Origin of the sequence: Streptomyces sp. NPDC089424 (assembly GCF_044749345.1) — a bacterium.
Taxonomy (GTDB): Bacteria; Actinomycetota; Actinomycetes; order Streptomycetales; family Streptomycetaceae; genus Streptomyces.
In genome coordinates, this window is the sequence record NZ_JBIVHU010000009.1 from 50,317 (window position 1) to 74,425 (window position 24,109).

General features: G+C 71.7%; 27 protein-coding genes. 21 read left to right on the forward strand and 6 right to left on the reverse strand.

Features of this window, described 5'->3' with window-relative positions:
• The 5 genes from ACIP2X_RS31160 (at position 1) to ACIP2X_RS31180 (ending at position 4,903) form a co-directional block, all read left to right on the forward strand.
• Complete coding sequence (locus ACIP2X_RS31160; protein WP_401679395.1) at positions 1 to 1,773, forward strand: cytochrome c biogenesis protein ResB; 1,773 nt, start codon at positions 1 to 3, stop codon at positions 1,771 to 1,773.
• A complete protein-coding gene (ccsB, locus tag ACIP2X_RS31165) occupies positions 1,770 to 2,879 on the forward strand; it encodes a c-type cytochrome biogenesis protein CcsB (RefSeq protein WP_401679398.1) in 1,110 nt (369 codons plus the stop codon). The genes ACIP2X_RS31160 and ccsB overlap by 4 nt, the downstream gene beginning before the upstream one ends.
• Positions 2,880 to 2,961: 82 nt before the next feature.
• Positions 2,962 to 3,567 carry an RNA polymerase sigma factor gene (locus ACIP2X_RS31170; RefSeq protein ID WP_401680220.1) on the forward strand — a complete coding sequence of 202 codons (606 nt, stop codon included), beginning with the start codon at positions 2,962 to 2,964 and terminating at the stop codon, positions 3,565 to 3,567.
• Positions 3,564 to 4,463, forward strand: coding sequence for a CU044_5270 family protein (locus ACIP2X_RS31175; protein WP_401679400.1), 900 nt, complete (start codon positions 3,564 to 3,566; stop codon positions 4,461 to 4,463). Before ACIP2X_RS31170 ends, ACIP2X_RS31175 begins: the two co-directional genes overlap by 4 nt.
• Positions 4,464 to 4,501: 38 nt before the next feature.
• Positions 4,502 to 4,903 carry an SRPBCC domain-containing protein gene (locus ACIP2X_RS31180; RefSeq protein WP_401679403.1) on the forward strand — a complete coding sequence of 134 codons (402 nt, stop codon included), beginning with the start codon at positions 4,502 to 4,504 and terminating at the stop codon, positions 4,901 to 4,903.
• Positions 4,904 to 4,923: 20 nt separating this feature from the next.
• On the opposite strand, the gene ACIP2X_RS31185 is transcribed toward ACIP2X_RS31180, so the two are convergent.
• From ACIP2X_RS31185 to ACIP2X_RS31195, 3 genes are read right to left on the reverse strand one after another with little or no spacing between them, the layout of a single operon-like run.
• A complete protein-coding gene (locus ACIP2X_RS31185; protein WP_401679406.1) occupies positions 4,924 to 5,898 on the reverse strand; it encodes an isopenicillin N synthase family dioxygenase in 975 nt (324 codons plus the stop codon).
• The gene (locus ACIP2X_RS31190) at positions 5,891 to 6,352 is read right to left on the reverse strand and encodes a nucleoside deaminase (RefSeq protein ID WP_401679409.1); all 462 of its coding nucleotides are present in this window, start codon (positions 6,350 to 6,352) and stop codon (positions 5,891 to 5,893) included. Before ACIP2X_RS31190 ends, ACIP2X_RS31185 begins: the two co-directional genes overlap by 8 nt.
• Positions 6,353 to 6,407: 55 nt before the next feature.
• Entirely contained in the window at positions 6,408 to 6,596 is a 189-nt protein-coding gene (locus tag ACIP2X_RS31195) for a hypothetical protein (RefSeq protein ID WP_401679412.1), read from the reverse strand.
• A gap of 163 nt (positions 6,597 to 6,759) precedes the next feature.
• On the opposite strand from ACIP2X_RS31195, the gene ACIP2X_RS31200 reads away from it, so the two are divergent.
• Positions 6,760 to 7,317: a hypothetical protein gene (locus ACIP2X_RS31200; RefSeq protein ID WP_401679415.1), complete on the forward strand. Its 558-nt coding sequence runs from the start codon at positions 6,760 to 6,762 to the stop codon at positions 7,315 to 7,317.
• A 3-nt stretch (positions 7,318 to 7,320) separates the two neighbouring features.
• Here the strand turns inward: ACIP2X_RS31200 and ACIP2X_RS31205 are convergent, their stop codons facing one another.
• On the reverse strand, positions 7,321 to 7,623 hold the full coding sequence (locus ACIP2X_RS31205; protein WP_401679418.1) for a PLD nuclease N-terminal domain-containing protein: 303 nt from the start codon (positions 7,621 to 7,623) through the stop codon (positions 7,321 to 7,323).
• A gap of 89 nt (positions 7,624 to 7,712) precedes the next feature.
• Between ACIP2X_RS31205 and ACIP2X_RS31210 the strand changes: the two genes are divergently transcribed.
• The 11 genes from ACIP2X_RS31210 to ACIP2X_RS31260 all read left to right on the forward strand — a co-directional run bounded on the left by ACIP2X_RS31210 (position 7,713) and on the right by ACIP2X_RS31260 (position 16,600).
• Complete coding sequence (locus tag ACIP2X_RS31210) at positions 7,713 to 9,164, forward strand: menaquinone biosynthesis decarboxylase (RefSeq protein ID WP_401679421.1); 1,452 nt, start codon at positions 7,713 to 7,715, stop codon at positions 9,162 to 9,164.
• Entirely contained in the window at positions 9,161 to 10,063 is a 903-nt protein-coding gene (gene mqnP / locus ACIP2X_RS31215) for a menaquinone biosynthesis prenyltransferase MqnP (protein WP_401679424.1), read from the forward strand. The genes ACIP2X_RS31210 and mqnP overlap by 4 nt, the downstream gene beginning before the upstream one ends.
• A gap of 105 nt (positions 10,064 to 10,168) precedes the next feature.
• The gene (locus ACIP2X_RS31220; RefSeq protein WP_401679427.1) at positions 10,169 to 10,843 is read left to right on the forward strand and encodes a UbiX family flavin prenyltransferase; all 675 of its coding nucleotides are present in this window, start codon (positions 10,169 to 10,171) and stop codon (positions 10,841 to 10,843) included.
• 57 nt (positions 10,844 to 10,900) lie between these two features.
• A complete protein-coding gene (locus ACIP2X_RS31225; protein WP_351610121.1) occupies positions 10,901 to 11,356 on the forward strand; it encodes an Lrp/AsnC family transcriptional regulator in 456 nt (151 codons plus the stop codon).
• Positions 11,357 to 11,437: 81 nt separating this feature from the next.
• Positions 11,438 to 12,601, forward strand: coding sequence for an aminofutalosine synthase MqnE (gene mqnE / locus ACIP2X_RS31230; protein ID WP_401679430.1), 1,164 nt, complete (start codon positions 11,438 to 11,440; stop codon positions 12,599 to 12,601).
• 54 nt (positions 12,602 to 12,655) lie between these two features.
• Positions 12,656 to 13,312, forward strand: a complete 657-nt coding sequence (locus tag ACIP2X_RS31235; protein WP_401679433.1) for a UdgX family uracil-DNA binding protein — start codon at positions 12,656 to 12,658, stop codon at positions 13,310 to 13,312.
• A gap of 78 nt (positions 13,313 to 13,390) precedes the next feature.
• The gene (locus tag ACIP2X_RS31240; protein WP_401679436.1) at positions 13,391 to 13,915 is read left to right on the forward strand and encodes a GNAT family N-acetyltransferase; all 525 of its coding nucleotides are present in this window, start codon (positions 13,391 to 13,393) and stop codon (positions 13,913 to 13,915) included.
• Positions 13,916 to 14,036: 121 nt separating this feature from the next.
• Positions 14,037 to 14,336 carry a DUF4229 domain-containing protein gene (locus tag ACIP2X_RS31245; RefSeq protein WP_401679439.1) on the forward strand — a complete coding sequence of 100 codons (300 nt, stop codon included), beginning with the start codon at positions 14,037 to 14,039 and terminating at the stop codon, positions 14,334 to 14,336.
• Positions 14,337 to 14,454: 118 nt separating this feature from the next.
• Positions 14,455 to 14,544 (forward strand): putative leader peptide, encoded by a 90-nt coding sequence (locus tag ACIP2X_RS31250; protein ID WP_401680223.1) that lies wholly within the window; start codon positions 14,455 to 14,457, stop codon positions 14,542 to 14,544.
• Positions 14,545 to 14,595: 51 nt separating this feature from the next.
• Positions 14,596 to 15,897 carry a dicarboxylate/amino acid:cation symporter gene (locus ACIP2X_RS31255; protein ID WP_401679442.1) on the forward strand — a complete coding sequence of 434 codons (1,302 nt, stop codon included), beginning with the start codon at positions 14,596 to 14,598 and terminating at the stop codon, positions 15,895 to 15,897.
• A gap of 58 nt (positions 15,898 to 15,955) precedes the next feature.
• Positions 15,956 to 16,600, forward strand: coding sequence for a TetR/AcrR family transcriptional regulator (locus tag ACIP2X_RS31260; protein ID WP_401679445.1), 645 nt, complete (start codon positions 15,956 to 15,958; stop codon positions 16,598 to 16,600).
• Here ACIP2X_RS31260 and ACIP2X_RS31265 read toward each other — a convergent pair.
• Positions 16,583 to 17,446 carry a MaoC family dehydratase gene (locus ACIP2X_RS31265; RefSeq protein WP_401679448.1) on the reverse strand — a complete coding sequence of 288 codons (864 nt, stop codon included), beginning with the start codon at positions 17,444 to 17,446 and terminating at the stop codon, positions 16,583 to 16,585. The two genes, ACIP2X_RS31260 and ACIP2X_RS31265, sit on opposite strands and share 18 nt — an antisense overlap.
• Positions 17,447 to 17,712: 266 nt before the next feature.
• Between ACIP2X_RS31265 and ACIP2X_RS31270 the strand changes: the two genes are divergently transcribed.
• Together ACIP2X_RS31270 and erm are read left to right on the forward strand one after the other, a co-directional pair.
• Positions 17,713 to 19,662, forward strand: coding sequence for an AMP-dependent synthetase/ligase (locus ACIP2X_RS31270; RefSeq protein ID WP_401679451.1), 1,950 nt, complete (start codon positions 17,713 to 17,715; stop codon positions 19,660 to 19,662).
• Between the two features lie 300 nt (positions 19,663 to 19,962).
• Positions 19,963 to 20,739, forward strand: coding sequence for a 23S ribosomal RNA methyltransferase Erm (gene erm, locus ACIP2X_RS31275; RefSeq protein WP_401679454.1), 777 nt, complete (start codon positions 19,963 to 19,965; stop codon positions 20,737 to 20,739).
• Between the two features lie 143 nt (positions 20,740 to 20,882).
• Here the strand turns inward: erm and ACIP2X_RS31280 are convergent, their stop codons facing one another.
• On the reverse strand, positions 20,883 to 21,086 hold the full coding sequence (locus ACIP2X_RS31280; protein ID WP_189701348.1) for a cold-shock protein: 204 nt from the start codon (positions 21,084 to 21,086) through the stop codon (positions 20,883 to 20,885).
• Between the two features lie 295 nt (positions 21,087 to 21,381).
• Between ACIP2X_RS31280 and ACIP2X_RS31285 the strand changes: the two genes are divergently transcribed.
• Positions 21,382 to 22,230 (forward strand): menaquinone biosynthetic enzyme MqnA/MqnD family protein, encoded by an 849-nt coding sequence (locus tag ACIP2X_RS31285; protein WP_401679457.1) that lies wholly within the window; start codon positions 21,382 to 21,384, stop codon positions 22,228 to 22,230.
• Positions 22,231 to 22,296: 66 nt separating this feature from the next.
• On the forward strand, positions 22,297 to 24,081 hold the full coding sequence (locus ACIP2X_RS31290) for a serine/threonine-protein kinase (protein ID WP_401679460.1): 1,785 nt from the start codon (positions 22,297 to 22,299) through the stop codon (positions 24,079 to 24,081).
• Positions 24,082 to 24,109: the final 28 nt, after the last annotated feature.

The window sequence follows — 24,109 nt, forward strand, 5'->3', positions numbered from 1 at the left end:
ATGAGCAAGACCACGGCAAGGGCGACGAACGCCTCGGCGGACCAGGCCCGGGAACAGACCCCGGACCCGGGTCAGGACCAGGACCTCGGCGCGGCCGGCTCCCAGCTGTCCACCGCGCCCGCGGAGGACGCCCCGAACCTGCCCGCCCTCGGCGTCATCGGCTGGGCCCGCTGGTTCTGGCGGCAGCTCACCTCCATGCGGGTCGCGCTGCTGCTGCTCCTGCTGCTGTCGCTGGCCGCGATCCCCGGGTCGCTGATCCCGCAGAGCGGCGTCGACGCGACCCAGGTCGCCGACTTCCGCAAGCGGCACGAGACCCTCGCGCCGCTGTACGACACCCTCGGCCTCTTCCACGTCTACAGCTCGGTGTGGTTCTCCGCGATCTACATCCTGCTGTTCGTCTCCCTCATCGGGTGCATCGTGCCGCGCACCTGGCAGTTCGTCGGCCAGCTGCGCAGCCGGCCACCGGGCGCGCCCAGGCGCCTGACCCGGCTGCCCGCCTACACCACCTGGCGTACCGAGGCCGAGCCCGAGCAGGTCCGCGAGGCCGCGCTCACCCTGCTGAAGAAGCGCCGCTTCCGCGCCCACCTCGCCGGTGACGCGGTAGCCGCCGAGAAGGGCTATCTGCGGGAGGTCGGCAACCTCGCCTTCCACATCGCCCTGATCGTGATGCTGATCGCCTTCGCCTGGGGCCAGCTGTTCAAGTCCGAGGGCAACAAGCTGATCCTGGAGGGCGACGGCTTCGCCAACACCCTCACGCAGTACGACGACTTCAAGTCCGGCAACCTCTTCACCCCGGACGACCTGGACCCGTTCAGCTTCACCCTCAAGGACTTCCACGGCACCTACGAGGCCACCGGCCCCAACCGGGGCACCCCGCGCACCTTCGAGGCGAGCCTCGGCTACGGCGTCGGCGCCTACGGCAAGGAACGGCCGGTCACCGTCAAGGTCAACGAGCCGCTGGAGATCGACGGCTCCAAGGTCTACCTGGTCAGCCACGGCTATGCCCCGATCGTCACCGTCCGGGACGCCCGGGGGAACGTGGTGATGGACAAGGAGGCCGTGCCGCTGCTGCCGCTGGACGCCAACGTCACCTCCTCCGGCGCGCTCATGGTGCGGGACGGCTACCGCAACGCCAAGGGCGAGAAGGAACAGCTCGGCTTCAACGCCTTCTTCGTGCCGTCCTTCGCCGGCGAGGGCCACGGCACGATGCTCTCCCAGTTCCCGGCGCTGCTGAACCCGCGCCTGGCGCTGTCGGCGTACCACGGCGATCTCGGTGTCGACTCCGGGATCCCGCAGAGCGTCTACCAGCTGAACAAGAAGAACCTCGAGGAGTTCAAGGACTCCCAGGGCAAGCTGTTCAAGAAGCGGCTGGCGGTCGGCGAGACCATGACGCTGCCGAACGGGGCCGGCTCGGTCACGTTCGAGGGCGTCAAGGAGTGGGCCGGCTTCCAGGTCACCCAGCAGCCCGGCAGCGGCTGGGCCCTGACCGGCGCCGTGGCCGCCATCCTCGGTCTGGCGGCGTCCCTGTTCGTCCAGCGCCGTCGCGTGTGGGTGCGCGCGGTGCGGGGCGCCGACGGCGTCACCGTCGTCGAGATGGCAGGCCTCGGCCGCAGCGAGTCCGCCAAGCTTCCCGAGGAGCTCGGCGATCTCGCCGCGACGCTGTACGAGAAGGCGCCGAGCGCGCCGGACACCGACGAACACCCCGCAGATTCCCCCGACCCCGACCCCGACCCCGACCCCGATGCCGTACCTGCCGAAGGGGCTGAGAAGTGACTCTCGCCGCCGCGACCAACGAGAACCTCGCGGACCTCAGCAACACGCTGATCTACTCCGCGATGGCCGTCTACACCCTGGCCTTCTTCGCCTACATCGCCGAATGGATCTTCGGCAGCCGCAGCAAGGTCGGCCGTAGCGCCGCCGCGCTCACCGCTGCCGAGGGGACCGCCCAGGCTCCGGCCGTCACGGTGAGGAAGGCCGGCGGGACCGCGGTGATGGAGCGGCCGAAGGTCGTCGTCCGCGCCGCGGCCGGCACCCGTGACGTGCCCGACGGGCCCGGGGCGCACGGCGGTGACGAGCAGGGCGACCTCTACGGGCGTATCGCCGTGTCCCTCACCGTGCTCGCGTTCCTCATCGAGTTCGGCGGTGTCCTCGCACGGGCCCTGTCGGTGCAGCGGGCGCCGTGGGGCAACATGTACGAGTTCAACATCACCTTCTCCACCGTCGCCGTCGGCGTGTACCTCGCGCTGCTCGCGCTGCGGAAGAACATCCGCTGGCTCGGCCTGCCGCTGATCACGTCCGTCCTCCTCGATCTCGGCGTGGCCGTCACCGTCCTGTACACCGCCAGCGACCAGTTGGTCCCCGCGCTCCACTCGTACTGGCTGTACATCCACGTCTCGACCGCGATCCTGTGCGGTGCCGTCTTCTACGTCGGCGCGGTCTCCACGCTGCTGTACCTCTTCCGCGACTCCTACGAGAACAAGCTCGCCGGCGGCGGCACACCGGGCCGGTTCGCCAGTTCCGTGCTGGAGCGGCTGCCCGCCGCGTCCTCGCTCGACAAGTTCTCCTACCGGGTCAACGCCGCCGTCTTCCCGCTGTGGACGTTCACGATCATCGCGGGCGCGATCTGGGCGGGCGACGCGTGGGGCCGCTACTGGGGCTGGGACCCCAAGGAGACCTGGTCGTTCATCACCTGGGTCGCCTACGCGGGCTATCTGCACGCCCGCGCCACGGCCGGCTGGAAGGGCCGCAAGGCCGCGTACCTCGCGCTGGTCGCGTTCGGCTGCTGGCTGTTCAACTACTACGGCGTCAACATCTTCGTCTCCGGCAAGCACTCGTACGCCGACGTGGGGCTGGGCGCCCTGCGGTCCGTCGGGTTCTGAGCCCCCGCGGCACAGGAGAAGGCCGGTTCCCGTGACCCGCGTCACGGGAACCGGCCTTCGTCGTACGGACAGGCAAGTGGACGTGGAAGCACAACTGCGCCGACGCGTACGCGCCGGGGACCACCAGGCATTCGGTGAGCTCTTCGACGCCTACGCGCGCTCCGTCTACAACCACGCCTACCGGCTCACCGGCGACTGGGCGAGCGCCGAGGACATCGTCTCGCTGACCTTCCTGGACGCCTGGCGGCTGCGCGAGAAGGTCGACGACGAGGGCGGCTCCCTGCGGCCCTGGCTGCTCGGCATCGCCACCAACGTCGCCCGCAACACCCGCCGCGCCGCGCGAAGACACGCGGCCGCCGTCGCCCGGCTCCCCCGCGAGGAGGCGGAGCGTGACTTCGCCGACGAGGTCGCCGGGCGGATCGACGACGCCGCCCAGCTGGCCCTCGTACGCACCGCTCTTGCCCGGTTGCGGCGGGCCGAGCGGGAGGTGCTGGCGCTGTGCGTGTGGTCGGGGCTGGACTACCAGGCCGCCGCCGAGGCGCTGGGGGTGCCGGTGGGGACCGTACGGTCGCGGCTCTCACGGGCCAGGACAAAACTCGCGAAACATATGGAACCGCCGAGTGTGCGCGGACAGATGAGAGGTGACCGCAGCACCGCGGTCAAGCCCGTAGGGGAGGGAAACCTGTGAACGAGTTCTCCGAGAGAGACCTTCCGCCGGGCCGTCACCGACTCCTCAAGGAGCATCTGATGACCGAGATCCGGCAGTCCTCCGACGCCAGGCCCGCCCGGAGGCCTTGGCTGCGTCCCACGCTGGTGGCCGGAGCCGCCGCGGCGGTCACCGCGGTCGCGCTCACCTTCGCCGTGCCGGCCGGGTCCTCCGGGACGCCCGCCGCATCGAAGGAGGCGGTGGCCCTGCTGGAGGACATCGCGCTGGCGGCCGAGAAGTCCGAGGTGCCCGGCGGCATCCGCGACGACCAGTTCGTCTACGTCAAGAGCCGGGACGCGTACGCGGGTCACGTCGACGGACGGCGCGTGCCGCTCGGACCCGTCCACGACCGGGAGATCTGGCTGTCGGTCGACGGCACGCGCGCCGGGCTCCTGGAGGAGGACCGGCCGGGCCACGAGCGCCTGCCGCTGGAGCCCGAGGGCCCCGGCCACGAGCGGGCCACCAACTACCGCGCGCTGGCGAAGCTGCCGGCCGACGCGGACGCGATGCGGGACTGGCTGTACCGCACCGCCGGCGCGCAGGTCGACGAGGAGCGCCCCGACCGGGACCACGCCGCCTTCGTGCTCTTCGGCGACCTGATCCGGGAGTCGCTCATGCCGCCGGAGGTCGGCGCGGCGCTGTACCGGGCGGCCGCGACGATCCCCGGCGTCGAGGTGGTCCACGGAGTGAAGGACTCCCTGGGGCGCGCGGGCGTCGCGATCACCCGGTCCGGTGACGGTGAGCGCGAGGAGCTGATCTTCGACGAGAAGACCCTCGCCTTCCTCGGCGAGCGCGTGGTCGGCGCCGACGGCCTGGTGGACGGCACCAGCGCGGTCGTCGAGCGCACGGTCGTCGACGAGGCCGGGGAGCGGCCGTAACACGTGCGCGCCCCGGCGTGACGGGTCAGGCTGGTGTCATGACCGGTTCCATCGAGCAGGGCATCAGCCAGACCCACGGGAACACGCACATCCTGCACTTCCTGGTGCGGCTCCCCCGGTCCATGGAGCAGGTCTGGCCCGCGCTGGCCACGGCCGACGGGCTCGCGGCCTGGTTCACCCGGGCCGACGTGCTCGAACCGCACCTCGGCGGCGCGGTCACCTTGCGTGATGTCGGTTCGGGAGAGGTCACCGCCTGGGACGTCGACCGGGTCGCCGAGTACACGGTGGAGGGCGGCGGCCGTGTCCGGTTCCATCTGGAGCGGGACGGTGAGGGCAGCGCGCTGCGGTTCACCCATGAGTTCGAGGGGGAGCAGCAGTCGGAGCGCGGCTGGCGGCATCGCTTCGAACGTCTGATCGAGGTGCTGGCGGCGGGGCCGTAGCGGGATCCCCGTGGCACGGCTCACTCCACCGTGATCGAGTCCAGCTTCTCCCGCAGATACACGTGCGAGTCCACCGGCTCGTACGCGACCCGTCCCACCGGCGCCGGGACCGACTCCACCCGGGTGCCCGGCGTGCACTCGCCGAAGTAGACCAGCGACATCAGCTCCTCGGCGGGGGCGTCCGCGGGCGGCGGCAGGACGCGGTGGCGGCCGGAGCGCCAGCGGTCCCCGGTCCAACGCGCCATCAGGTCACCGATGTTGACGGTGAACGCCGCCGGGTCCCAGGGGGCGTCCGCCCAGCCGCCCTCGTCCGTGTACACCTGGAGCCCGCCCTTGCCGGCCTGCCGGTCGAGGAGGGTGACCGTCCCGAAGTCGGTGTGCGGCCCGATCCGGAACTGGCCCGGCTCGGGCGCGCCGAGCACGTCCCTGCCCGGGTACCAGTTGATGTTGAAGCCGTACGTCGGACGGCCCATGTGCCGGGTGAAGAAGTCGGCTTCGAGGCCGAGGGCCCGGCCGAGCAGGGAGAGCAACTTGTTCTCCAGCACGGCCATCCGCGCCAGGTACTCCTCGCAGAGCGGCCTCAGTTCGGGCACCTCCGCCGGGAAGACGTTCGGCGCGTACCACTGCGCGTCGACCACCGGGTCGCCGAACGGCTCGTGCGTCGCGAAGGTCAGCGACTCCTTCAGGTCCGGCGGGGTCTCGGTGCCCTCCGCGTGGCCGTTGGCCTCCGCGCCGGGCCCGAGCCAGCCGCGCCCGCCGACCTTCGCGGCGTACCGCTGCTTCACGGGCGCGGGGAGGGTGAAGAACGCGCGGGCCCTCGCGCGGATACGGGCCCGCAGTCCCGGGTCCACGCCGTGCCCGGTGACCATCAGGAAACCGGCGGTCTGCAGGGCCTCGTCGACGGTACGGGCGATGCCGGCGCGGGTGGCGTCGTCACCGGAGCGCCAGGGCCGCAGATCGATCGTCGGGATGCGGGGGGCGGGGGAGTCACTCACCGATGTCCTCGTTCCACAGAGCCGGGTCCTGCGCGATGAAGGCGCGCATCATCGCCACGCACCCGGGGTCGTCCAGGAGCACGATCCGCACGCCGTGCTCCGCCAGCCACTCGTGCCCGCCGCGGAAGGTGACCGCCTCGCCGATCACCACCCGGGAGATGCCGAACTGCCGGACGAGCCCGGAGCAGTACCAGCACGGCGAGAGGGTCGTCACCATCGTCGTACCGCGGTACGACCGCTGCCGTCCCGCGTCGCGGAAGGCCGCCGTCTCCGCGTGCGCCGAGGGATCGCCGTCCTGCACGCGCCGGTTGCGGCCCCGGCCGAGGAGGGTGCCGTCGGGGCCGTACAGCGCGGCGCCGATCGGGATGCCGCCCTCCGCGAGGCCCGCGTGGGCCTCGGCCACGGCGGTGGCGAGCCACGCGCGGGCCTGTGCCTGATCCGGTGCCAGATCCATGGGTCCACTCTCCCGGCGCGACGACACCCGGGCAACGGCGCGCCGCCCCGGTCCGTCACGGCCCCACCCGGACGCGGTGGTCGAGGTAGCCGTGCAGCGCGCCCGCACCCGAGAGCATCGCCCGCGTACGGGCGTTCAGAGCCTCGCCTCGGCCGTCGATCGCCGTTCGCATCGCCTCCGTGCCGCCCTCGCGGCGTACGTCCTCCAGCACCGGCCGGATCCCGGGCCACTCCGTGGTCACCATCGAGCACAACGAGGACGTCGCCGCCTCGGACGGGCTGGTCGAACTGGGCCCGGCGGGCGGCGCGGCCGGGGGTTTCCTCCTCGCGCAGGGTCCCCCGCCGGGGACCGAACGTACGCGGCCCCTTCGGCGTCACAGTGGGGACGGGTGACGGACGGAGGCGGGGATGAAAAGGGACAGGTGGGCCGTCGCGGCCGGCGTGCTGGTGCTCGGGGTGCTCGGGGCGCTCCCAGGGTGCGGCGTCGAGGACCGGACCGTGCGGGACGAGGAACCGGGCGGCCCCGCGCGGGCGTCCGAGTGCGCCGGACGGGTGCCCGGGCGCGACCTGCACGAGAGCCTCGCGTCCGTCAGCAGCCGGGCCCAGCGGCACCCGGACGTGTTCACCGGGCTCTCCGTCGACGAGGGCGCCCGGACCGCGGACGTCTACCGCGTGCCCTCCGCGGCCTTCGACGCCGACGTCTGCAGTGCCGCCGGAAAGGGAGTGACCCTGCGTCTGTACGACACCGACGTCAACCGCCGTGATCTGGACGCCCTCGCGGCACGGGTCTCGGCCGACATGAACCGCTGGGACGGCACCTTCGAGCTTCGTGAGGTCGGGGTGGACGAGCGGGGATGGGTGCACGTCGGCGTCGACGACCCGCGCGCCGCCAGGGACGTCCTCGTGGCGGAGTTCGGCGGGGAGCACCTCAGGGTCGTGGAGGTGGGGGAGGCCTCCGCCGACTGAGCGTCAGACCTCGTCGCCGTCCCTCTTGCGGTCCTTCTCGTCCTCGTCCTCCGAGAGCGACTTCAGGAACTCGGGGTTGTCGTCGGGCGCGACCCACCGGGCGCCGCGTCCGGGGCGTGCCTCGGGGCGCCGGCGCTTGCCCGCGATCAGCCAGGAGATCGAGCCGACGAGCGGGAAGAGGAGTACCAGGATCGCCCACAGCGGCTTCGGGATGTGCCGGATGTCCTTCTCGTCGGTGCTGATGCAGTCGATGAACGCGTACACGCTCAGCGCCAGGGGCACGACGAACATCAGGATCCGGAGCATCGGCGGTCACCTCGTGGAACGACGGTCGGGGGCCGCTCGCACGGCCCCCGTGACGGGGCCAGGGTAGCCCCTCGGGGATACTTGTCCGCATGGCTTACGACGATCTTCGCTCCCTGCTCAGGGCACTGGAGCGCGAGGGGGACCTGAAGCGCATCAAGGTGGAGGTCGACCCGTATCTGGAGGTCGGGGAGATCGTCGACCGGGTGCAGAAGGCGGGCGGCCCCGCACTGCTCTTCGAGAAGGTGAAGGGCTCGTCCATGCCCCTCGCCATGAACGTGTTCGGAACCGACCGGCGGCTGCTGAAGGCGCTGGGGCTGAAGTCGTACGGTGAGATCTCCGAGAAGATCGGCGGGCTGCTGCGGCCCGAACTGCCGCACGGGTTCGTCGGGGTGCGCGAGGCCTTCGGCAAGCTCGGCACGATGACCCACGTCCCGCCGAAGAAGGTCAAGGACGGCCCCGTCCAGGAGGTCGTCCTGCACGGCGACGACGTCGACCTGGAGCAGTTGCCCGCCCTGTTCACCTGGCCCAAGGACGGCGGCTCCTTCTTCAACCTGGGCCTGACCCACACCAAGGACCCGGAGACGGGCGTCCGCAACCTCGGCCTGTACCGCCTCCAGCGCCATGACCGGCGCACCATCGGCATGCACTGGCAGATCCACAAGGACAGCCGCAACCACTACCAGGTGGCCGCCCGCCGGGGCGAGCGACTGCCCGTCGCGATCGCCTTCGGCTGCCCGCCCGCCGTGACGTACGCCTCCACCGCGCCCCTTCCCGGCGACATCGACGAGTACCTGTTCGCCGGATTCCTCGCGGGCAAGCGGATCGAGATGGTCGACTGCAAGACCGTGCCGCTCCAGGTGCCGGCGCAGGCCGAGGTCGTCGTCGAGGGCTGGCTGGAGCCCGGCGAGATGCTCCCCGAGGGCCCGTTCGGCGACCACACCGGCTTCTACACGCCGCAGGAGCCCTTCCCGGCCCTGAAGATCGACTGCGTGACCATGCGGAAGCGTCCGCTGCTCCAGTCGATCGTCGTGGGCCGGCCGCCGACCGAGGACGGACCGCTCGGCCGCGCGACGGAGCGTTTCTTCCTCCCGCTGCTGAAGATCATCGTGCCGGACATCGTGGACTACCACCTGCCCGAGGCGGGCGGCTTCCACAACTGCGCGATCGTCTCGATCGACAAGAAGTACCCCAAGCACGCGCAGAAGGTCATGCACGCGATCTGGGGCGCCCACATGATGTCCCTGACCAAGCTGATCGTGGTCGTCGACTCCGACTGCGACGTCCACGACCTGCACGAGGTCGCCTGGCGGGCCCTCGGCAACACCGACTACGCCCGCGACCTCAGCCTCGTCGAGGGCCCCGTCGACCATCTCGACCACGCGTCGTACCAGCAGTTCTGGGGCGGCAAGGCGGGCATCGACGCGACGAAGAAGTGGCCCGAGGAGGGGTACACGCGCGACGGAGGGTGGCCCGACATGGTGGAGTCCGATCCGGAGACGGCGGCCACGGTGGACCGCCGCTGGAGGGAGTACGGCCTGTGAGTTCCGCATCCGCCGCGCTGCCGCAGCCGGGCCGCACCAAGGCCTTCCTGCGGCTGGTGATGATCGAGCACTCGGTCTTCGCGCTGCCCTTCGCCTACATCGCCGCCCTCACCGCGATGTTCGACCTGGACCGCAACATCCACTGGGGCCGGCTGCTGCTGGTCACCGTCTGCATGGTCGGCCTGCGCACCTTCGCGATGGCCGTCAACCGGATCATCGACCGCGAGATCGACGCCCGGAACCCGCGCACCGCCCAGCGCGAACTGGTCACCGGCGCGATGTCGGTACGGCACGCCTGGACCGGCGCCCTGATCGCGCTGGTCGTCTTCCTCGGCGCGGCGGCCCTGCTGAACCCGCTCTGCCTGGCCCTCGCCCCGGTCGCCGTCATCCCGATGGTGATCTACCCCTACGGCAAGCGGTTCACGAACTTCCCCCAGGCCATCCTCGGCCTCGCCCAGGCCATGGGCCCGATCGGCGGCTGGCTCGCGATCACCGGCGAGTGGTCCTGGGAGGCCGTGATCCTCGGCCTCGCCGTCGGCATCTGGATCGGCGGCTTCGACCTGATCTACGCCTGCCAGGACGTCGAGACCGACCGGGAGATCGGCGTCATGTCGGTGCCGGCCCGCTTCGGCATCCCGGCGGCGATCTGGGCGGCCCGCGCGTGCCATGCCCTGACCACCGCCCTGTTCGTCTGGTACGCCCTGGCCACCGGCGCCGGCGCGTTCTTCTGGCTGGGCCTGCTGGTCGTCGCGGGCGCGTTCGTCTACGAGCACACGATCGTCCGCCCGAACGACCTGTCCCGCCTCGACCGCGCGTTCTTCAGCGTCAACGGCTTCATCGGCATTGCCCTGTTCGCGTGCGCCCTCCTCGACCTCCTGGTCCGGGGCCTGACGGTGTGAGGACGGTCGCCGGGCAGGCCGACACCGCCCGGCGGCCGGCTCCCCTCGATCCCCTGGCGGACGGCCCGTCCTGAGGTCCGCTGCGCGCACCGGTACGCTCAAGATGTGAACGCAGGGGAATCGCAGCGCGCGCCTTGGATCGTGGGGGTGTCCGGAGCTTCCGGAACGCCGTATGCGGCTGCTGTGCTGCGTGCGTTGCTCGCTGCCGGTGAGAGCGTCGACCTGGTCGTCAGCCGGGCCTCGCGGCTCACCCTGCTGGACGAGACGGGGCTCTCCTTCCGGGACGCGCACTGGCAGAGCGACCTGCGGGAATGGCTGGCCAGGGGGGCCGACGGAAAGCCGGACACCTTCGCCGTGGACCTCGACGGCGTACGGCACTGGAGCGCGGGGGACCTGGCCGCCGGGCCGTCCTCGGGGTCGTACCCGGCGAAGGGGATGCTCATCGTGCCGGCGTCCACCGCCTGCGTGGCCGGTGTCGCCCTCGGGCTCTCCAAGGACCTGCTGCAACGGTCCGCGAGCGTCACCCTGAAGGAGGGCCGCCCGCTGGTCGTGGCCGTACGGGAGGCACCGCTCGGCGGACAGACGCTGCGCCACCTCGTCGCCCTGGACGACGCGGGGGCGGCCGTCGTACCCGCCTCGCCGGCCTTCTACGCGGGCGCCACCCACATCCAGGACCTCGTCGACTTCGTCGCCGGCCGGGTCCTCGACGCGGCCGGCGTGCCGCACACGCTCTACCGCCGCTGGGCGGGCGAACTCGGGGGCGGTTCGCGCACCACCTGAGCCGCACCCTCACCCCTCTCCAACTCGTCAGACTCTTCAGTGGAAGGCTTCGATCGCATGGACGCCGTGGACAGGCAGCTCATCCAGGCCCTGAGAGAGAACGGCCGGGCCTCCTACGCGGAGCTGGGGCGCCTCGTCGGACTGTCGGGGCCCAGCGTCACCGACCGCATCAACCGGCTGGAGGCGGCCGGCGTCATCACCGGCTACCGCGCCACCGTGAACGCCGCCTCGCTGGGCCTCGGCGTCATCGCCCTGATCGGCATCTCGCTCTCCGACGCCGCCGACCACGAGGACGTGGCGCAGCGGCTGCGGGACCTGCCGGAGATCGAGGACTGCTGGTTCATCGCCGGCGACGACTCGTTCATGCTCAAGGTGCGCGCGACCGACGTGGACGGCCTGGAGAAGATCATCCGCCGGCTCTCCGGCACCAAGGGCGTGTCCCGGACCCGCACCACCATCGTGCTGTCCACGAAGTGGGAGAACCGGGTGGGTGAGCTGCCCGAGGAGGTGTAGACGCGCAGCGTCGAACGGGGTCACCGCCGCCCGAGGGGCGGGGAGTACGGTGTGCGGAGTCTGTCGGAGAGAGGTGTGCGCATGGATGTCGGGCTCAAGCGCGAGCTGGAGCAGAAGGTCCGCTCCGGTGAGCGGCTGACTCGTGAGGACGGCATCGCGCTGTACGAGTCGGACGACCTGGCCTGGCTCGGCGGTCTCGCCCACGAGGTGCGCACGCGCAAGAACGGCGACGTCGTGCACTTCAACGTCAACCGCCACCTCAACATGACCAACGTCTGCACGGCCTCCTGCGCGTACTGCTCCTTCCAGCGCAAGCCGGGGGAGAAGGACGCGTACACGATGCGCATCGAGGAGGCCGTGGGGCTCGCCAAGGCGATGGAGGCGGACAACCTCACCGAGCTGCACATCGTCAACGGCCTGCACCCCAACCTGCCGTGGCGCTACTACCCGCGCTCCCTGCGCGAGCTGAAGGCCGCCCTGCCGAACGTCTCGCTCAAGGCCTTCACCGCCACCGAGATCCACCACTTCGAGACGATCTCCGGCCTGTCGGCGTCGGAGATCCTCGACGAGCTGATCGACGCCGGTCTGGAGTCCCTCACCGGCGGTGGCGCCGAGATCTTCGACTGGGAGGTCCGCCAGCACATCGTGGACCACCGCACCCACTGGGAGGACTGGTCGCGCATCCACCGGCTGGCGCACGAGAAGGGGCTCAAGACCCCCTCCACCATGCTCTACGGGCACATCGAGGAGCCCCGCCACCGCGTCGACCACGTGCTGCGGCTGCGTGAACTCCAGGACGAGACCGGCGGTTTCCAGGTCTTCATCCCGCTGCGCTACCAGCACGACTTCGTCGACATGAAGGACGGCAAGGTCCGCAACCGCCTCCAGGCCCGCACGGCCATGGCGACCCCGCTGGAGGCCCTGAAGACCTTCGCCGTCTCCCGGCTGCTCTTCGACAACGTCCAGCACGTCAAGGTCTTCTGGGTGATGCACGGCCTGCAGACCGCCCAGCTCGCCCTCCAGCACGGCGCGGACGACATGGACGGCTCGGTCGTCGAGTACAAGATCACCCACGACGCCGACAACTACGGCACGCCCCACAAGCTCACCCGCGACGACCTGCTGGACCTCATCCGCGACGCCGGCTTCCGTCCCGTGGAACGCAACACGCGGTACGAGGTCATCCGCGAGTTCGACGGCCCGGACCCGGCGCGCCGCGAGGCCCCGCAGCCGATGCGGCTCTGACCGCGGCCTCGGGCGCCCGTTTCGCGCGAACCCGGCCCGGGGTACCCGGCGACCGTGACTTCCCGTACGGCGGCACCCGAGGACCGGTACACCGCCGAGCCCTTCGTCCCGGCGGGGGCTACGAGCCTCGACGCCCTGCGCGAGGCCGCCGCCGGCTGCCGGGGCTGTCCGCTGCACCGCGACGCCACCCGGACCGTCTTCGGCGCGGGAAACGCCCAGGGACGTGTGATGCTCGTCGGCGAACAGCCCGGCGACCAGGAGGACCGGCAGGGCAGGCCGTTCGTGGGCCCCGCCGGGAAGCTCCTCGACCGGGCGCTCGCGGCGGCCGGGATCGACCCCGGTGAGACGTATGTCACCAACGCGGTCAAGCACTTCAAGTTCACGCGGGCGGAGCCCCGTAAGCGGCGCATCCACAAGGCACCCACCCTGCGGGAGGCGGCCGCGTGCGCTCCCTGGCTCGCCGCCGAGCTCGCCGTCGTCGAACCCGAGCTGATCGTCGTGCTGGGCGCGACCGCGGGCAAGGCGCTGCTGGGCTCGTCGTTCCGGGTGACGCAGGTGCGCGGGACAGTGCTGGAGGAGGAGATCCACGGGCGCCACGAGCGGCTGGTGCCCACCGTGCATCCCTCGTCCGTGCTGCGCGCCGACGACCGGGAGGCGGCGTACCAGGGGCTGGTCTCGGATCTCGGCGTGGCGGCACGGATACTGGCGTGAGGGCCGGGGGCGCGGCCGTCGTCGATACGTCTCGGAAGCCCCTCGCCAGACCGCATTCGTAATAGGTACGATCCCCGCATGCCCCTTACGTTCACGCTCGACCCCGCCGTCGACCGCTCCCTGCGCGACGGCCTGCTCGACCTCTGGACGGACGTCACCAACGCCGGTGGAGCCGTCGGATTCGTCCCGCCGGTGACGCGCGAGGCGGTGCGCCCCGAGCTGGTGAAGCAGTTCGTGGCGCTGGCCGAGGGCCGCAGCCGGCTGCTCGCCGGATTCGACGAGGACGGCCGCATCGCCGCGACCGCCTTCCTCACCTTCAACACCCATCGGCTGATGGGGCACTGGCTGTGGCTGTACACGGTGATGGTGCACCCGCGTCACCAGGGCAAGGGGTACGGCCGTGATCTGCTGGCGGCCGCGGCGGACGCCGCCCGCGGGTTCGAGGGCATCGAGGCGATACGCCTCACCTGCCGCAGCGGCATGGGCCTCGAGCGTTTCTACGGCTCCTGCGGCTACAAGGAGGTCGGCCGCATCCCGGACGCCATCCGTGTCGCCCCCGGCGACGACCGCGACGACGTCATCATGCTGCTGCCGCTGCACTGAGCACCGTGGGTCGGAAGCGCCCGCGGCATGCACCCCCTTGCAAGATCGGCTCGCGGGCGTGCTTCACTGGACGGTGCCCTTTGGGTAGTTCTGGCCCTTCGACACGGAAGAGTGGATTGAGATGCTCCGCTACACGCTGATGCGCCTCGGAATCTTCGTGGGCTGCCTCGTGGTCGTCTGGGGCCTCGTCTACTCCGGTGTCGCCCCCCGCGGGCTCGGCGCCTCCAACGGCATCTGGGTGGTGCTGCTCGCGCTCGTCCTCTCGGCGCCGATCAGCTTCGTGGTGCTGCGCAAGGAGCGGGACCGGGCGTCCGTGCGGATCGTGCAGAAGGTGGACCGCGTCAAGGCCAACTTCGAGGCCAACCGCAGCCAGGAGGACACCGCGGACGACGCGGCGCGCGCGCAGGGCCAGACCTCCTGAGACTGCTTTGTCGGGATTCGTAAGGTAATGCCCGCTGTGCGCCTCTCAAAGTAAGGCTTTGAGGATCTCAAAGCTCCGGTGTTAAGGTCGGCGCATGAAGTCATCAGCCGCGCCCGTCATGCCTGAGCGCATGCCCGTGTGCCCGCTGCTGGTGGCGCGTCTGCACGTGGACCTCTGCTGGTGCGCGTCCGCGATCTGTCGCCTCTGACGTTCCGCGACCCCCGTCCCCACGTCAGCCCTCGCGCACCCTCACCGGAGCATGTCCGTGTCCACGCACACGCAGTCCTTCAAGCTGCCCAAGGTCCCCTTCTGGGCCCAGATACTCCTCGGCCTCCTCCTCGGCGTCCTGCTCGGCTGGACGGCCAGGAGCCAGGACGTCTCCTGGCTCGTCACCGCGCTGGAAAAGGTCGGCGACACCTTCATAGGCCTGCTCAAGCTCGCCGTCGCCCCGCTCGTGTTCTTCGCCATCCTGGTCTCGATCACCAACCTGCGGAAGGTCAACAACGCGGCCCGCCTCGCCTCCCGCACCCTCCTCTGGTTCATGATCACCTCGCTGATCGCGGTGGCCATCGGCCTCGCCATCGGCCTGGTCACCAACCCCGGCGCCGGTACCGGCCTCACCCCCAAGGACGGGGAGCTGCCCGAGAAGACCGGCTCCTGGATCGACTTCCTCACGGGCATCGTCCCGACCGACGTGATCACGCCGTTCACCGAACTGAACGTGCTCCAGATCGTGTTCATGGCCGCCGTCGCCGGTGTCGCCGCCCTCCAGCTCGGGGAGAAGGCCCAGCCGATCCTCACCCTGAGCGAGTCCGTCCTCGAACTCCTCCAGAAGGCCCTGTGGTGGGTCATCCGGCTCGCCCCGCTGGGCACCGTCGGCCTCATCGGCACGGCCATCGCCACCTACGGCTGGGACCTGCTCGGCAAGTACGCGACCTTCACCGCCGACATCTACGTCGGCTGCGCGCTCGTCCTGTTCGTGGTCTACCCGGCGCTGCTCGCCACCGTCGCCAAGGCCAATCCGCTCCAGTTCTTCAAGGGCGCCTGGCCCGCCATCCAGCTGGCCTTCGTGTCCCGGTCGTCCGTGGGCACCATGCCGCTGACGCAGAAGGTCACCGAGCGCCTCGGCGTCCCGAAGGAGTACGCCTCCTTCGCCGTGCCGTTCGGCGCGACCACCAAGATGGACGGCTGCGCCGCGATCTACCCGGCGATCGCCGCGATCTTCGTCGCGCAGATCTTCGACATCCGGCTCGGGGTCGGCGACTACCTGCTGATCGCCTTCGTGTCGGTGGTCGGCTCGGCCGCGACGGCCGGTCTGACCGGTGCCACGGTCATGCTGACCCTCACCCTGTCCACCCTCGGTCTGCCGATGGAGGGCGTCGGCCTGCTGCTCGCCATCGACCCGATCCTGGACATGATGCGCACGGCCACGAACGTGGCCGGGCAGGCGCTGGTGCCGGTCGTCGTGGCGGCCCGTGAGGGGCTGCTCGACCGGGAGGCGTACGACAGCGCGGGCGGCTCGCCGGTGGAGGAGCGGGAGCGGGTGGCCGTCGCCGCCTGAACCGGCGCGTGACCGGTACCGGTCCGACACCTGCCGCGCGGACCGTACGCTGAACCGCATGGGTGCCGTGAAGACCAAGCGGATGCCGCGTGCGGTCCGTGAGCAGCAGATGCTGGACGCCGCCGTCCACATCTTCGGACAACGGGGGTACATCGCGGCGTCGATGGACGACATCGCCGAACTGGCGGGTGTGTCCAAGCCGTTGGTGTACCTCTACCTCAACTCCAAGGACGACCTCTTCACGGCCTGCATCCGCCGCGAGGCCCGGGCGCTCTTCGACGCCGTCCGGGCCGGCGTCCGGCGCGAGGTGCCGGCCGACCGCCGGCTCTGGGACGGGCTGCTGGCGTTCTTCACCCACACCGCCCAGCACCCCGACGGCTGGTCCGTGCTGCACGTCCAGGCCCGTACCCACGGTGAGCTGTTCGCCGCCGAGGTCAGGGCGGTGCGCGCGGACATCGTCGCCTTCGTCACGCAGCTGATCGCCGAGGCCGCCCGCGACGCGCACCGGGACCCCGGGCTGCCCGAGCCCGAAGTGGCCGGGCTCGCCGAGGCCCTGGTCGGCGCTGCCGAGTCGCTCGCCGACTGGGCCAACCGCAGCCCGCACGTGACGGCCCGGCAGGCGACGGCGACGCTGATGAACTTCGCCTGGTCGGGGCTCGGAGAACTCCTCGCGGGACGCCGCTGGTCACCTCCGCAGGACTGAGGGCCTGTCCGTGGTGTGCGGCCGGACGGTCCCGGTGAGGTGGATCCGGCCGCCGTCGCCGCGCAGCGCGAAGCGCCCGCCGTCCGCGGCGTACTCCACCGTCCCCGGCAGCGGCACCGGTGCCCGGAACTCCGCCCGCACCCGCACCGCTTCGGGCGTGCCGTGCGCGGCCAGGCAGCGGGCCACCGTCCACATGCCGTGCGCGATGGGGCGCGGGAAGCCGAACGGGCGGGCGGTGAGCGGGTGCAGGTGGATGGGGTTGCGGTCGCCGGAGACGGCGGCGTAGCGCCGTCCGGCGTCGGCGGCCAGCCGCCATGCGGTCCCCGCGGACGACGGCTCGTCTCCCCGGGAGGCGGACGGCGTCCGGTCCTCGCGCGCCTGCGCGCCGACCGTGCGATGACGCGCCAGATAGGTGCTCCGGGACTCCCACACCACCTCGCCCTCCGTGCGGGCCTCGGCCACCACCGTCGCCTGCGTCCCGCGGCGGTGCGGGGCCAGTCCCTCGACGTGCACGGCGAGTTCGTAGGTGCCGTCGGCCCGCAGGGCCGTGTGGCGGGTGAGGTCGACGGAGGTGTGCACCAGGCCGAGCAGCGGCAGCGGGAAGCCCCGGCCGCTCATCAGCCGCATGGCCGCAGGGAAGGCCAGGACGTGCGGATAGGTGAGCGGGAGGGTGTCCTCGCCGGTCGGGAAGCCGCACACCCGCGCGTAGGCGGCGAGCCGGTCCAGGTCGACGCGGACACCGGAGCGGAGCAGCCGGTTCCGGGGGAAGTCGGCGTCCGGGCGGGGGTGCTTGAAGGGGGAGCGGAGGGCGCCGGTGACGAGCGGAAGGTGGTCGGACAGGGTCACAGCCGTTTCCTCACTCTCACCGTCCTGCTTTACTCCTCAGTAAGGTAACCGGAGGTAAGCACAACTGCCGCAAGGCCTCCGGTACTCCACATCCCCGGCCCGGGAACCTCTTCGAACCCGCACAACCTCCCCACGTGGGAGCCGTACCATCTGCCACCTGAACCCCGGGGACGCCCCCAGCACGCCCCGCCGGTGAACGCCTCCGTACGCGCCGTGCGTACCTCATGCAGCGAAGCAGTACCACGCTGCAGGCCCCAGGAGCTGCCATGCCCATCTCGTACTCTTCCTCGCCCGTACCGCAGCAGACGTCGGCGTCGTCGCTCGAATACGACCCGGACGGCGGGCCGGTCCTCGTCGAGCCCGAGATACGCCGGCTGGACGGCGAGGTGCGCGAGGTGGCCGTGCCGTCCCTGGTGCCGCCGGTGTCGCACGGCTCGCTGGCCGACCTGCCGTTCGAGAACGCGGCCGTGGCGCCGGACCGCCCGGTCCTCAGCCGCCGCGGCGACGACGGGAGCTGGAGTGACGTCACGGCGGCGGAGTTCGCCGCGCAGGTACGGGCGGTGGCGAAGGGCATGATCGCCGAGGGCCTGGTGCCGGGCGACCGCATCGCGATCATGGCGCAGACGTCGTACGAGTGGACGCTCCTCGACTTCGCGGCCTGGGCGGCCGGGCTGGTGAGCGTCCCCGTCTATCCGACCTCGTCCGTCTTCCAGACCCGCTGGATCCTCCAGGACTCCGGGGCGGTCACGCTGGTGACCGAGACGGCGGCCCAGGCCGCCGCCCTCGGGCCCGAACTCCCGCACCTGCCCGACCTGCGGCACCTGTGGGTCATCGAGAAGGGCCACGTGGACCGGCTCGCGGAGCTGGGCGAGCCGGTGCCGGACACGGAGGTCGACGTACGCCGCGGGATGCTCGGCCCGGACACGCTGGCCACCCTCGCGTACACCTCGGGCACCACGGGCCGCCCCAAGGGCTGCGCGCTGACCCACGGCAACTTCCTTGCGGAGGTCGACAACGCGATCGAGCTCCTCTACCCGGTCTTCAAGGCACGCACCAGCGAGGAGGCGTCCACCCTCCTCTTCCTGCCGCTCTCCCATGTGTTCGGCCGGATGGTGGCCGTGGCCTGCGTACGCGCCCGGGTGCGGCTGGGGCACGCGGGCAGCCTGAAGGCGGAGGACCTGCTGGCCGACCTCGCGGCCTTCCGGCCGACCTTCCTGCTGGCCATCCCGTACATGCTGGAGAAGGTCTACAACAGCGCCCGCGCCTCGGCCGAACGCGGCGGCCGGGCACCGGCGTTCGACCGCGCCGCGAAGGTCGCCCGCCGTTACGGCGAGGCCGCGGTGGCCCGGGCGAGCGGCACCGGCTCCGGCCCCGGCGCCTCCCTGAAGGCCTCCCGCGCCTTCTACGACCCGCTGGTCTACCGCCGGATCCGCAACGCGCTCGGCGGCAGGATCCGTTACGTCGTCTGCGGCGGCTCGCCCCTCGGCCGCGACCTCGCCGCCTTCTACGCGGGCGCGGGCATCGACGTGTACGAGGGCTACGGGCTGTCCGAGACGACCGGCGCGGCGACCGTGACACCGCCGCTCAAACCCCGGCTCGGCACGGTCGGCTGGCCGCTGCCCGGCACCCGGGTGCGGATCGCGGCGGACGGCGAGATCCTGCTCGCCGGCGGCCAGGTCTTCCGCGGCTACTGGGACCCGCACGCCGGCGGAGTGGTCCCGGCGTCGCCGGACGGCTGGTTCCCGACGGGCGACATCGGCCGGCTGGACGACGGCGGCTACCTCACCATCACCGGCCGCAAGAAGGAGATCCTGATCACCGCGGGCGGCAAGAACATGGCGCCGGCGCCGCTGGAGAACTGGCTCCGCTCGCACCCCCTGATCTCGCACTGCCTCGTCCTCGGTGACCGCCGCCCGTACATCACCGCGCTGATCACCCTCGACGTCGACGGCATCACCCACTGGCGGCAGATGAACGGCAAGCACCCGGTGCCGCCGGAGCTCCTCGTCGACGACGCGGAGCTGCGGGCGGTCCTGCAGCGCGCGGTCGACGAGGCCAACAGACTCGTCTCCCGTCCGGAGTCCATCCGCCGCTTCACCGTCCTGCCGACCGACTTCACGGAGACGGACGGCCATCTGACCCCCTCGATGAAGCTCCGCCGGGAGGCGATCCTGCGGGACTTCGCCGGCGAGGTGGAGGCCCTCTACGGCGAGTGACGCGTCCCGGGAAATTCGTTTGCGGCCGGGCGGGTGGGGGCTTGTAGCGTGGCCCGCATGTGTGGCATCGGCATCGGGACAGGCATCGCAGTGACCGACCGCGGGCGCGACTAGCGCCTGTTGCGACAGCGGCGGCTGCCGCGCGCAACGGGCCTGGCCGGCGGACTTTCGGCCGGGTGACGCGCCTTCGCGCCCGCTCTCCCGGGATCACTCCTCGAAAGAACCGCCGCCTCAGCGAGTCAGCGCCGGGCGGTGTCACTTCGCGCTGCCCGGCCTCACCCCGAAGCCGCGGAGATCCTGTTGCGCACCCCGTATCCCGGCCGCCACGAGCTGGGCCAGAACTTCCTGATCGACCCCACCACCATCGCCACCCTGGTCCGGCTGGTCGCCGGCACCGAGGGACCGATCGTCGAGATCGGCACGGGCGACGGCGCCCTCACCCTGCCCCTGCAAGGCCTGGGCCGCCCCCTGACCGGCGTGGAGATCGACGGCCGGCGCGCCGCGCGGCTGGCCCGCCGGGTGCAGCCGCCGACCTCGGTCGTGCACGCCGACTTCCTGCGGTTCCGGCTGCCTCCCGCGCCCTACGTCCTGGTCGGCAACCTGCCCTTCCACCAGACCACCGGCATGCTCCGCCACATCCTGCACGCCACCGGCTGGACCGAGGCGGTCCTGCTGGTGCAGTGGGAGGTGGCACGCCGGAGGGCCGGGGTGGGCGGCGCGACGATGATGACGGCCCAGTGGTGGCCCTGGTGCGCGTTCGGTCTGGCCGGCCGGGTCCCGGCGACGGCGTTCCGGCCCCGGCCGGGTGTCGACGGGGGCGTGCTGACCATGTCGCGCAGGCAGCGGCCACTGCTCCCGCCGGCCGACCTGAACGCCTACCAGGCGCTCGTGCGGCGTGTCTTCACGGCCCCCGGCCGGGGTCTGCCGGAGATCGTCGCCGCGTCGCTGCCCCGAGCGTCCCGCCCCGAGGCCCACCGCTGGCTACGCCGGCAGGGCCTCCCGTCCCACGCCCTGCCCAAGCACCTCACCGCGGAACAGTGGGCACACCTGCACCACCTGTCTTCACGCCGGGCGTGAGGGGCGGCGCCGCCGGATTCCTCTCGGAATTCCCGGAGAATTCATAGGCGCGCAAGGAAGGAGAGGTGCGCGCAAAGGCAGGAGCCCCGTCGCCGGATGGCGCGGGGCTCCTTGGGTATTGCACTCGATCCTGGATCAGAGGATCAGACCGGGGTGACGTTCTCCGCCTGCGGGCCCTTCGGGCCCTGGGTCACGTCGAAGGTCACGTGCTGGTTCTCCTCAAGGGACCGGAAGCCGGTCGCGTTGATCGCGGAGTAGTGGACGAAGACGTCGGGGCCGCCGCCTTCCTGGGCGATGAAACCAAAGCCCTTTTCGGCGTTGAACCACTTCACGGTTCCGGTAGCCATAAGCCCTCCTTGGGCCCAAAGGGTTGCCCTGCTCCAGAACCAGCAAGTGTGAAGATTGAGTTCTGCACAACTGCATATGTCCGAGAACGTCGAGAGCCCGCGGTCACATGCTCCGCAGGCTCTGTACTGCAAGGGAAACCAAACTGCAACTTGCGGCGAGCCTAGCACGCGGGCAGCCGAAAGCAATAGGGGTCAAGATCACGTCACCCGGATGTTTGAACGTCGTGTCGACGTTGACGTCAAGAGGGGGACCCCAGAAAGCTGCACCCTACCCCACTGGGTCTAGCCTCTCGATGTGGACATTTCTCGCACGCGGCCGCGCGTCGGTCACATCCAGTTCCTGAACTGCCTGCCCCTGTACTGGGGGCTTGCCAGAACGGGAACGCTGCTGGACTTCGAGCTGACGAAGGACACCCCGGAGAAGCTCAGCGAGCAGCTGGTGCGGGGCGACCTCGACATCGGGCCCATCACCCTCGTCGAGTTCCTGAAGAACGCCGACGACCTCGTCGCGTTCCCGGACATCGCCGTCGGCTGCGACGGACCGGTGATGTCCTGCGTGATCGTCTCCCAGGTCCCGCTGGACCAGCTGGACGGTCGCCGGGTCGCTCTCGGCTCCACCTCGCGCACCTCCGTACGCCTCGCCCAGCTGCTGCTGGCGGACCGTTTCGGCGTGCAGCCCGACTACTACACGTGCCCGCCCGACCTCAGCCTGATGATGCAGGAGGCCGAGGCGGCCGTCCTCATCGGCGACGCGGCCCTGCGGGCCAACCTGCTCGACGGGCCGAAGTACGGGCTGGAGGTGCACGACCTGGGCGCGCTGTGGAAGGAGTGGACGGGGCTGCCGTTCGTCTTCGCCGTCTGGGCGGCCCGCCGGGACTACCTGGAGCGCGAGCCCGTGATCACCCGCACGGTGCACGAGGCCTTCCTCGCCTCCCGCAACCTCTCCCTGGAGGAGGTCACCAAGGTCGCCGAGCAGGCGGCCCGCTGGGAGGCCTTCGACGAGCGGGTCCTGGAGCAGTACTTCACCACCCTCGACTTCAGCCTCGGCGGCTCCCAGCTGGCCGCGGTGGCCGAGTTCGCCCGCCGGGTCGGCCCGACGACCGGCTTCCCGGCGGACGTGAAGGTGGAGCTGCTGCAGCCGTAGTACGGCCGCACCCGGTACGCCGATACCCTGCGGGCAGTACAGGCGTACGGGGGAGAGGGGGCGGCCATGCAGCCGCTCGGCGTCGACGAGCCCACGGCCATCGGGCCCTACCGGCTGCTCGGCCGGCTCGGTTCCGGGGGCATGGGCCGGGTGTATCTGGGCCGCAGCGCGGGCGGCCGTACCGTCGCAGTGAAGATCGTCCATCCGCATCTCGCGCTCGACGAGGAGTTCCGCGCCCGCTTCCGCCGCGAGGTGGAGGCCGCGCGGCGGGTGGGCGGCGCCTGGACCGCGCCGGTGCTGGACGCGGACCCGCAGGCGCCGGTCCCGTGGGTGGCCACCGCCTACGCCGCCGGTCCGTCGCTCGCCGCGGCGGTCGCGGACCGGGGCCCGCTGCCGCCGCGTTCGGCACGGGCACTGGGGGCGGGCCTCGCCGAGGCGCTGGCCGCCGTGCACGAACTGGGCCTGGTGCACCGGGACGTCAAGCCGTCCAACGTGCTGCTCACCCTGGACGGTCCCCTGCTGATCGACTTCGGGATCGCGCGCGCCCTGGACGGCACCGCCTCGCTCACCTCGACCGGGGTGTCGATCGGCTCGCCCGGGTACATGTCGCCGGAGCAGATTCTCGGCAAGGGGGTCAGCGGGGCGGCGGACGTGTTCTCGCTGGGCGCGGTGCTGGCGTACGCGGCGACCGGTGAGCCGCCCTTCCCCGGGGACTCCTCGGCCGCGCTCCTCTACAAGGTCGTGCACGAGGAGCCGCGACTCGACGCCCTGGAGGGCGAGTTGCGGGAGGTCGTCGAGGGGTGCCTCGCGAAGGAGCCCGGCGCCCGGCCGGCCCCGGCCGAGGTGGCCCGGCGGCTCGCACCGCAGGGGGCGGCGCGGCTGGTGGCGGCGGGCTGGCTGCCGGGGGCGCTGGTGGAGCAGGTGAGCCGCGGGGCCGTACGGCTGCTGAACCTGGAGGCGGCGGGGGGCGACGCGGAGGCGGTGGGGTTCGCCGGGCCGGTGACGGGCGGAGGACCGCAGCCGGGAGCGGACGGGAGTTCGGCGGGCGCGCCCGGTGCCGGGCCGGGTGCGGCGCGTGTTCCGGAATCCGTGGTCGGCGCGGGGCCCGGGGGCCTCGGGGGCACGGGTGGTGCCGCCGCCGGCGGTCCGGCACAGGGCGTGGGGTCCGCCGCGGGGGCGTTCGGGCCCCCGCCCGTGATGCCGGGGGCGGTGCCCGAGCCGCGCGCGGCGGAGCCGCGGGACAAGGTGCCGGATACCGGCAAGCGGCCCGGCAAGGTGGCGGTGAGCGTCGCCGCGACGGCCGTACCGGAGGCCGGCGGGCGGGGCCGGCGGGTGAGCTGCTCGGTGGTGCTCGCCGTCGCCGCCGCCTGCGCGGCGGTGACGGTCGGCTCGGTCCTCGTCTTCGACCTGCTGCCCGGGGGCCGTCCCGACAGCGCGGACAGCCCCGGCACCGACGCCGCCTCTCCCGCCCCGACCGCCGGGGGAAGCGGCGGCCCGTCCGACATCCCGGCCCGCTACCTCGGTACTTGGGAGGGCCCGGGGACCGCACTCGACGGCAACCTGCCCGCGGGCACCTTCCGGGTCACCGTGCAGCGCGCCGAGGTGGGCGAGGAACTGGGCCGGCTGCGGCAGACCGACCAACTGGGCGGCGTCTGCGTCGACGTGCTGACGCTGCAGCAGGTGACCGAGAAGCACCTCGTCGCCCGGTCGGTCGGTGCGAAGGACAACCACGGCGGATGCAACCAGGAGCCCGCGACGGTCCGTCTCGTGCCGGTGGGCGACGATCTGAAGTACGAGTCGGACAGCGCGGGTTCGGGCAGTCCGCAGGCCCGGATGTCGAAGCTGCGGTAGGTCTCCGACGGGTCGGCCGGGCAGGGGC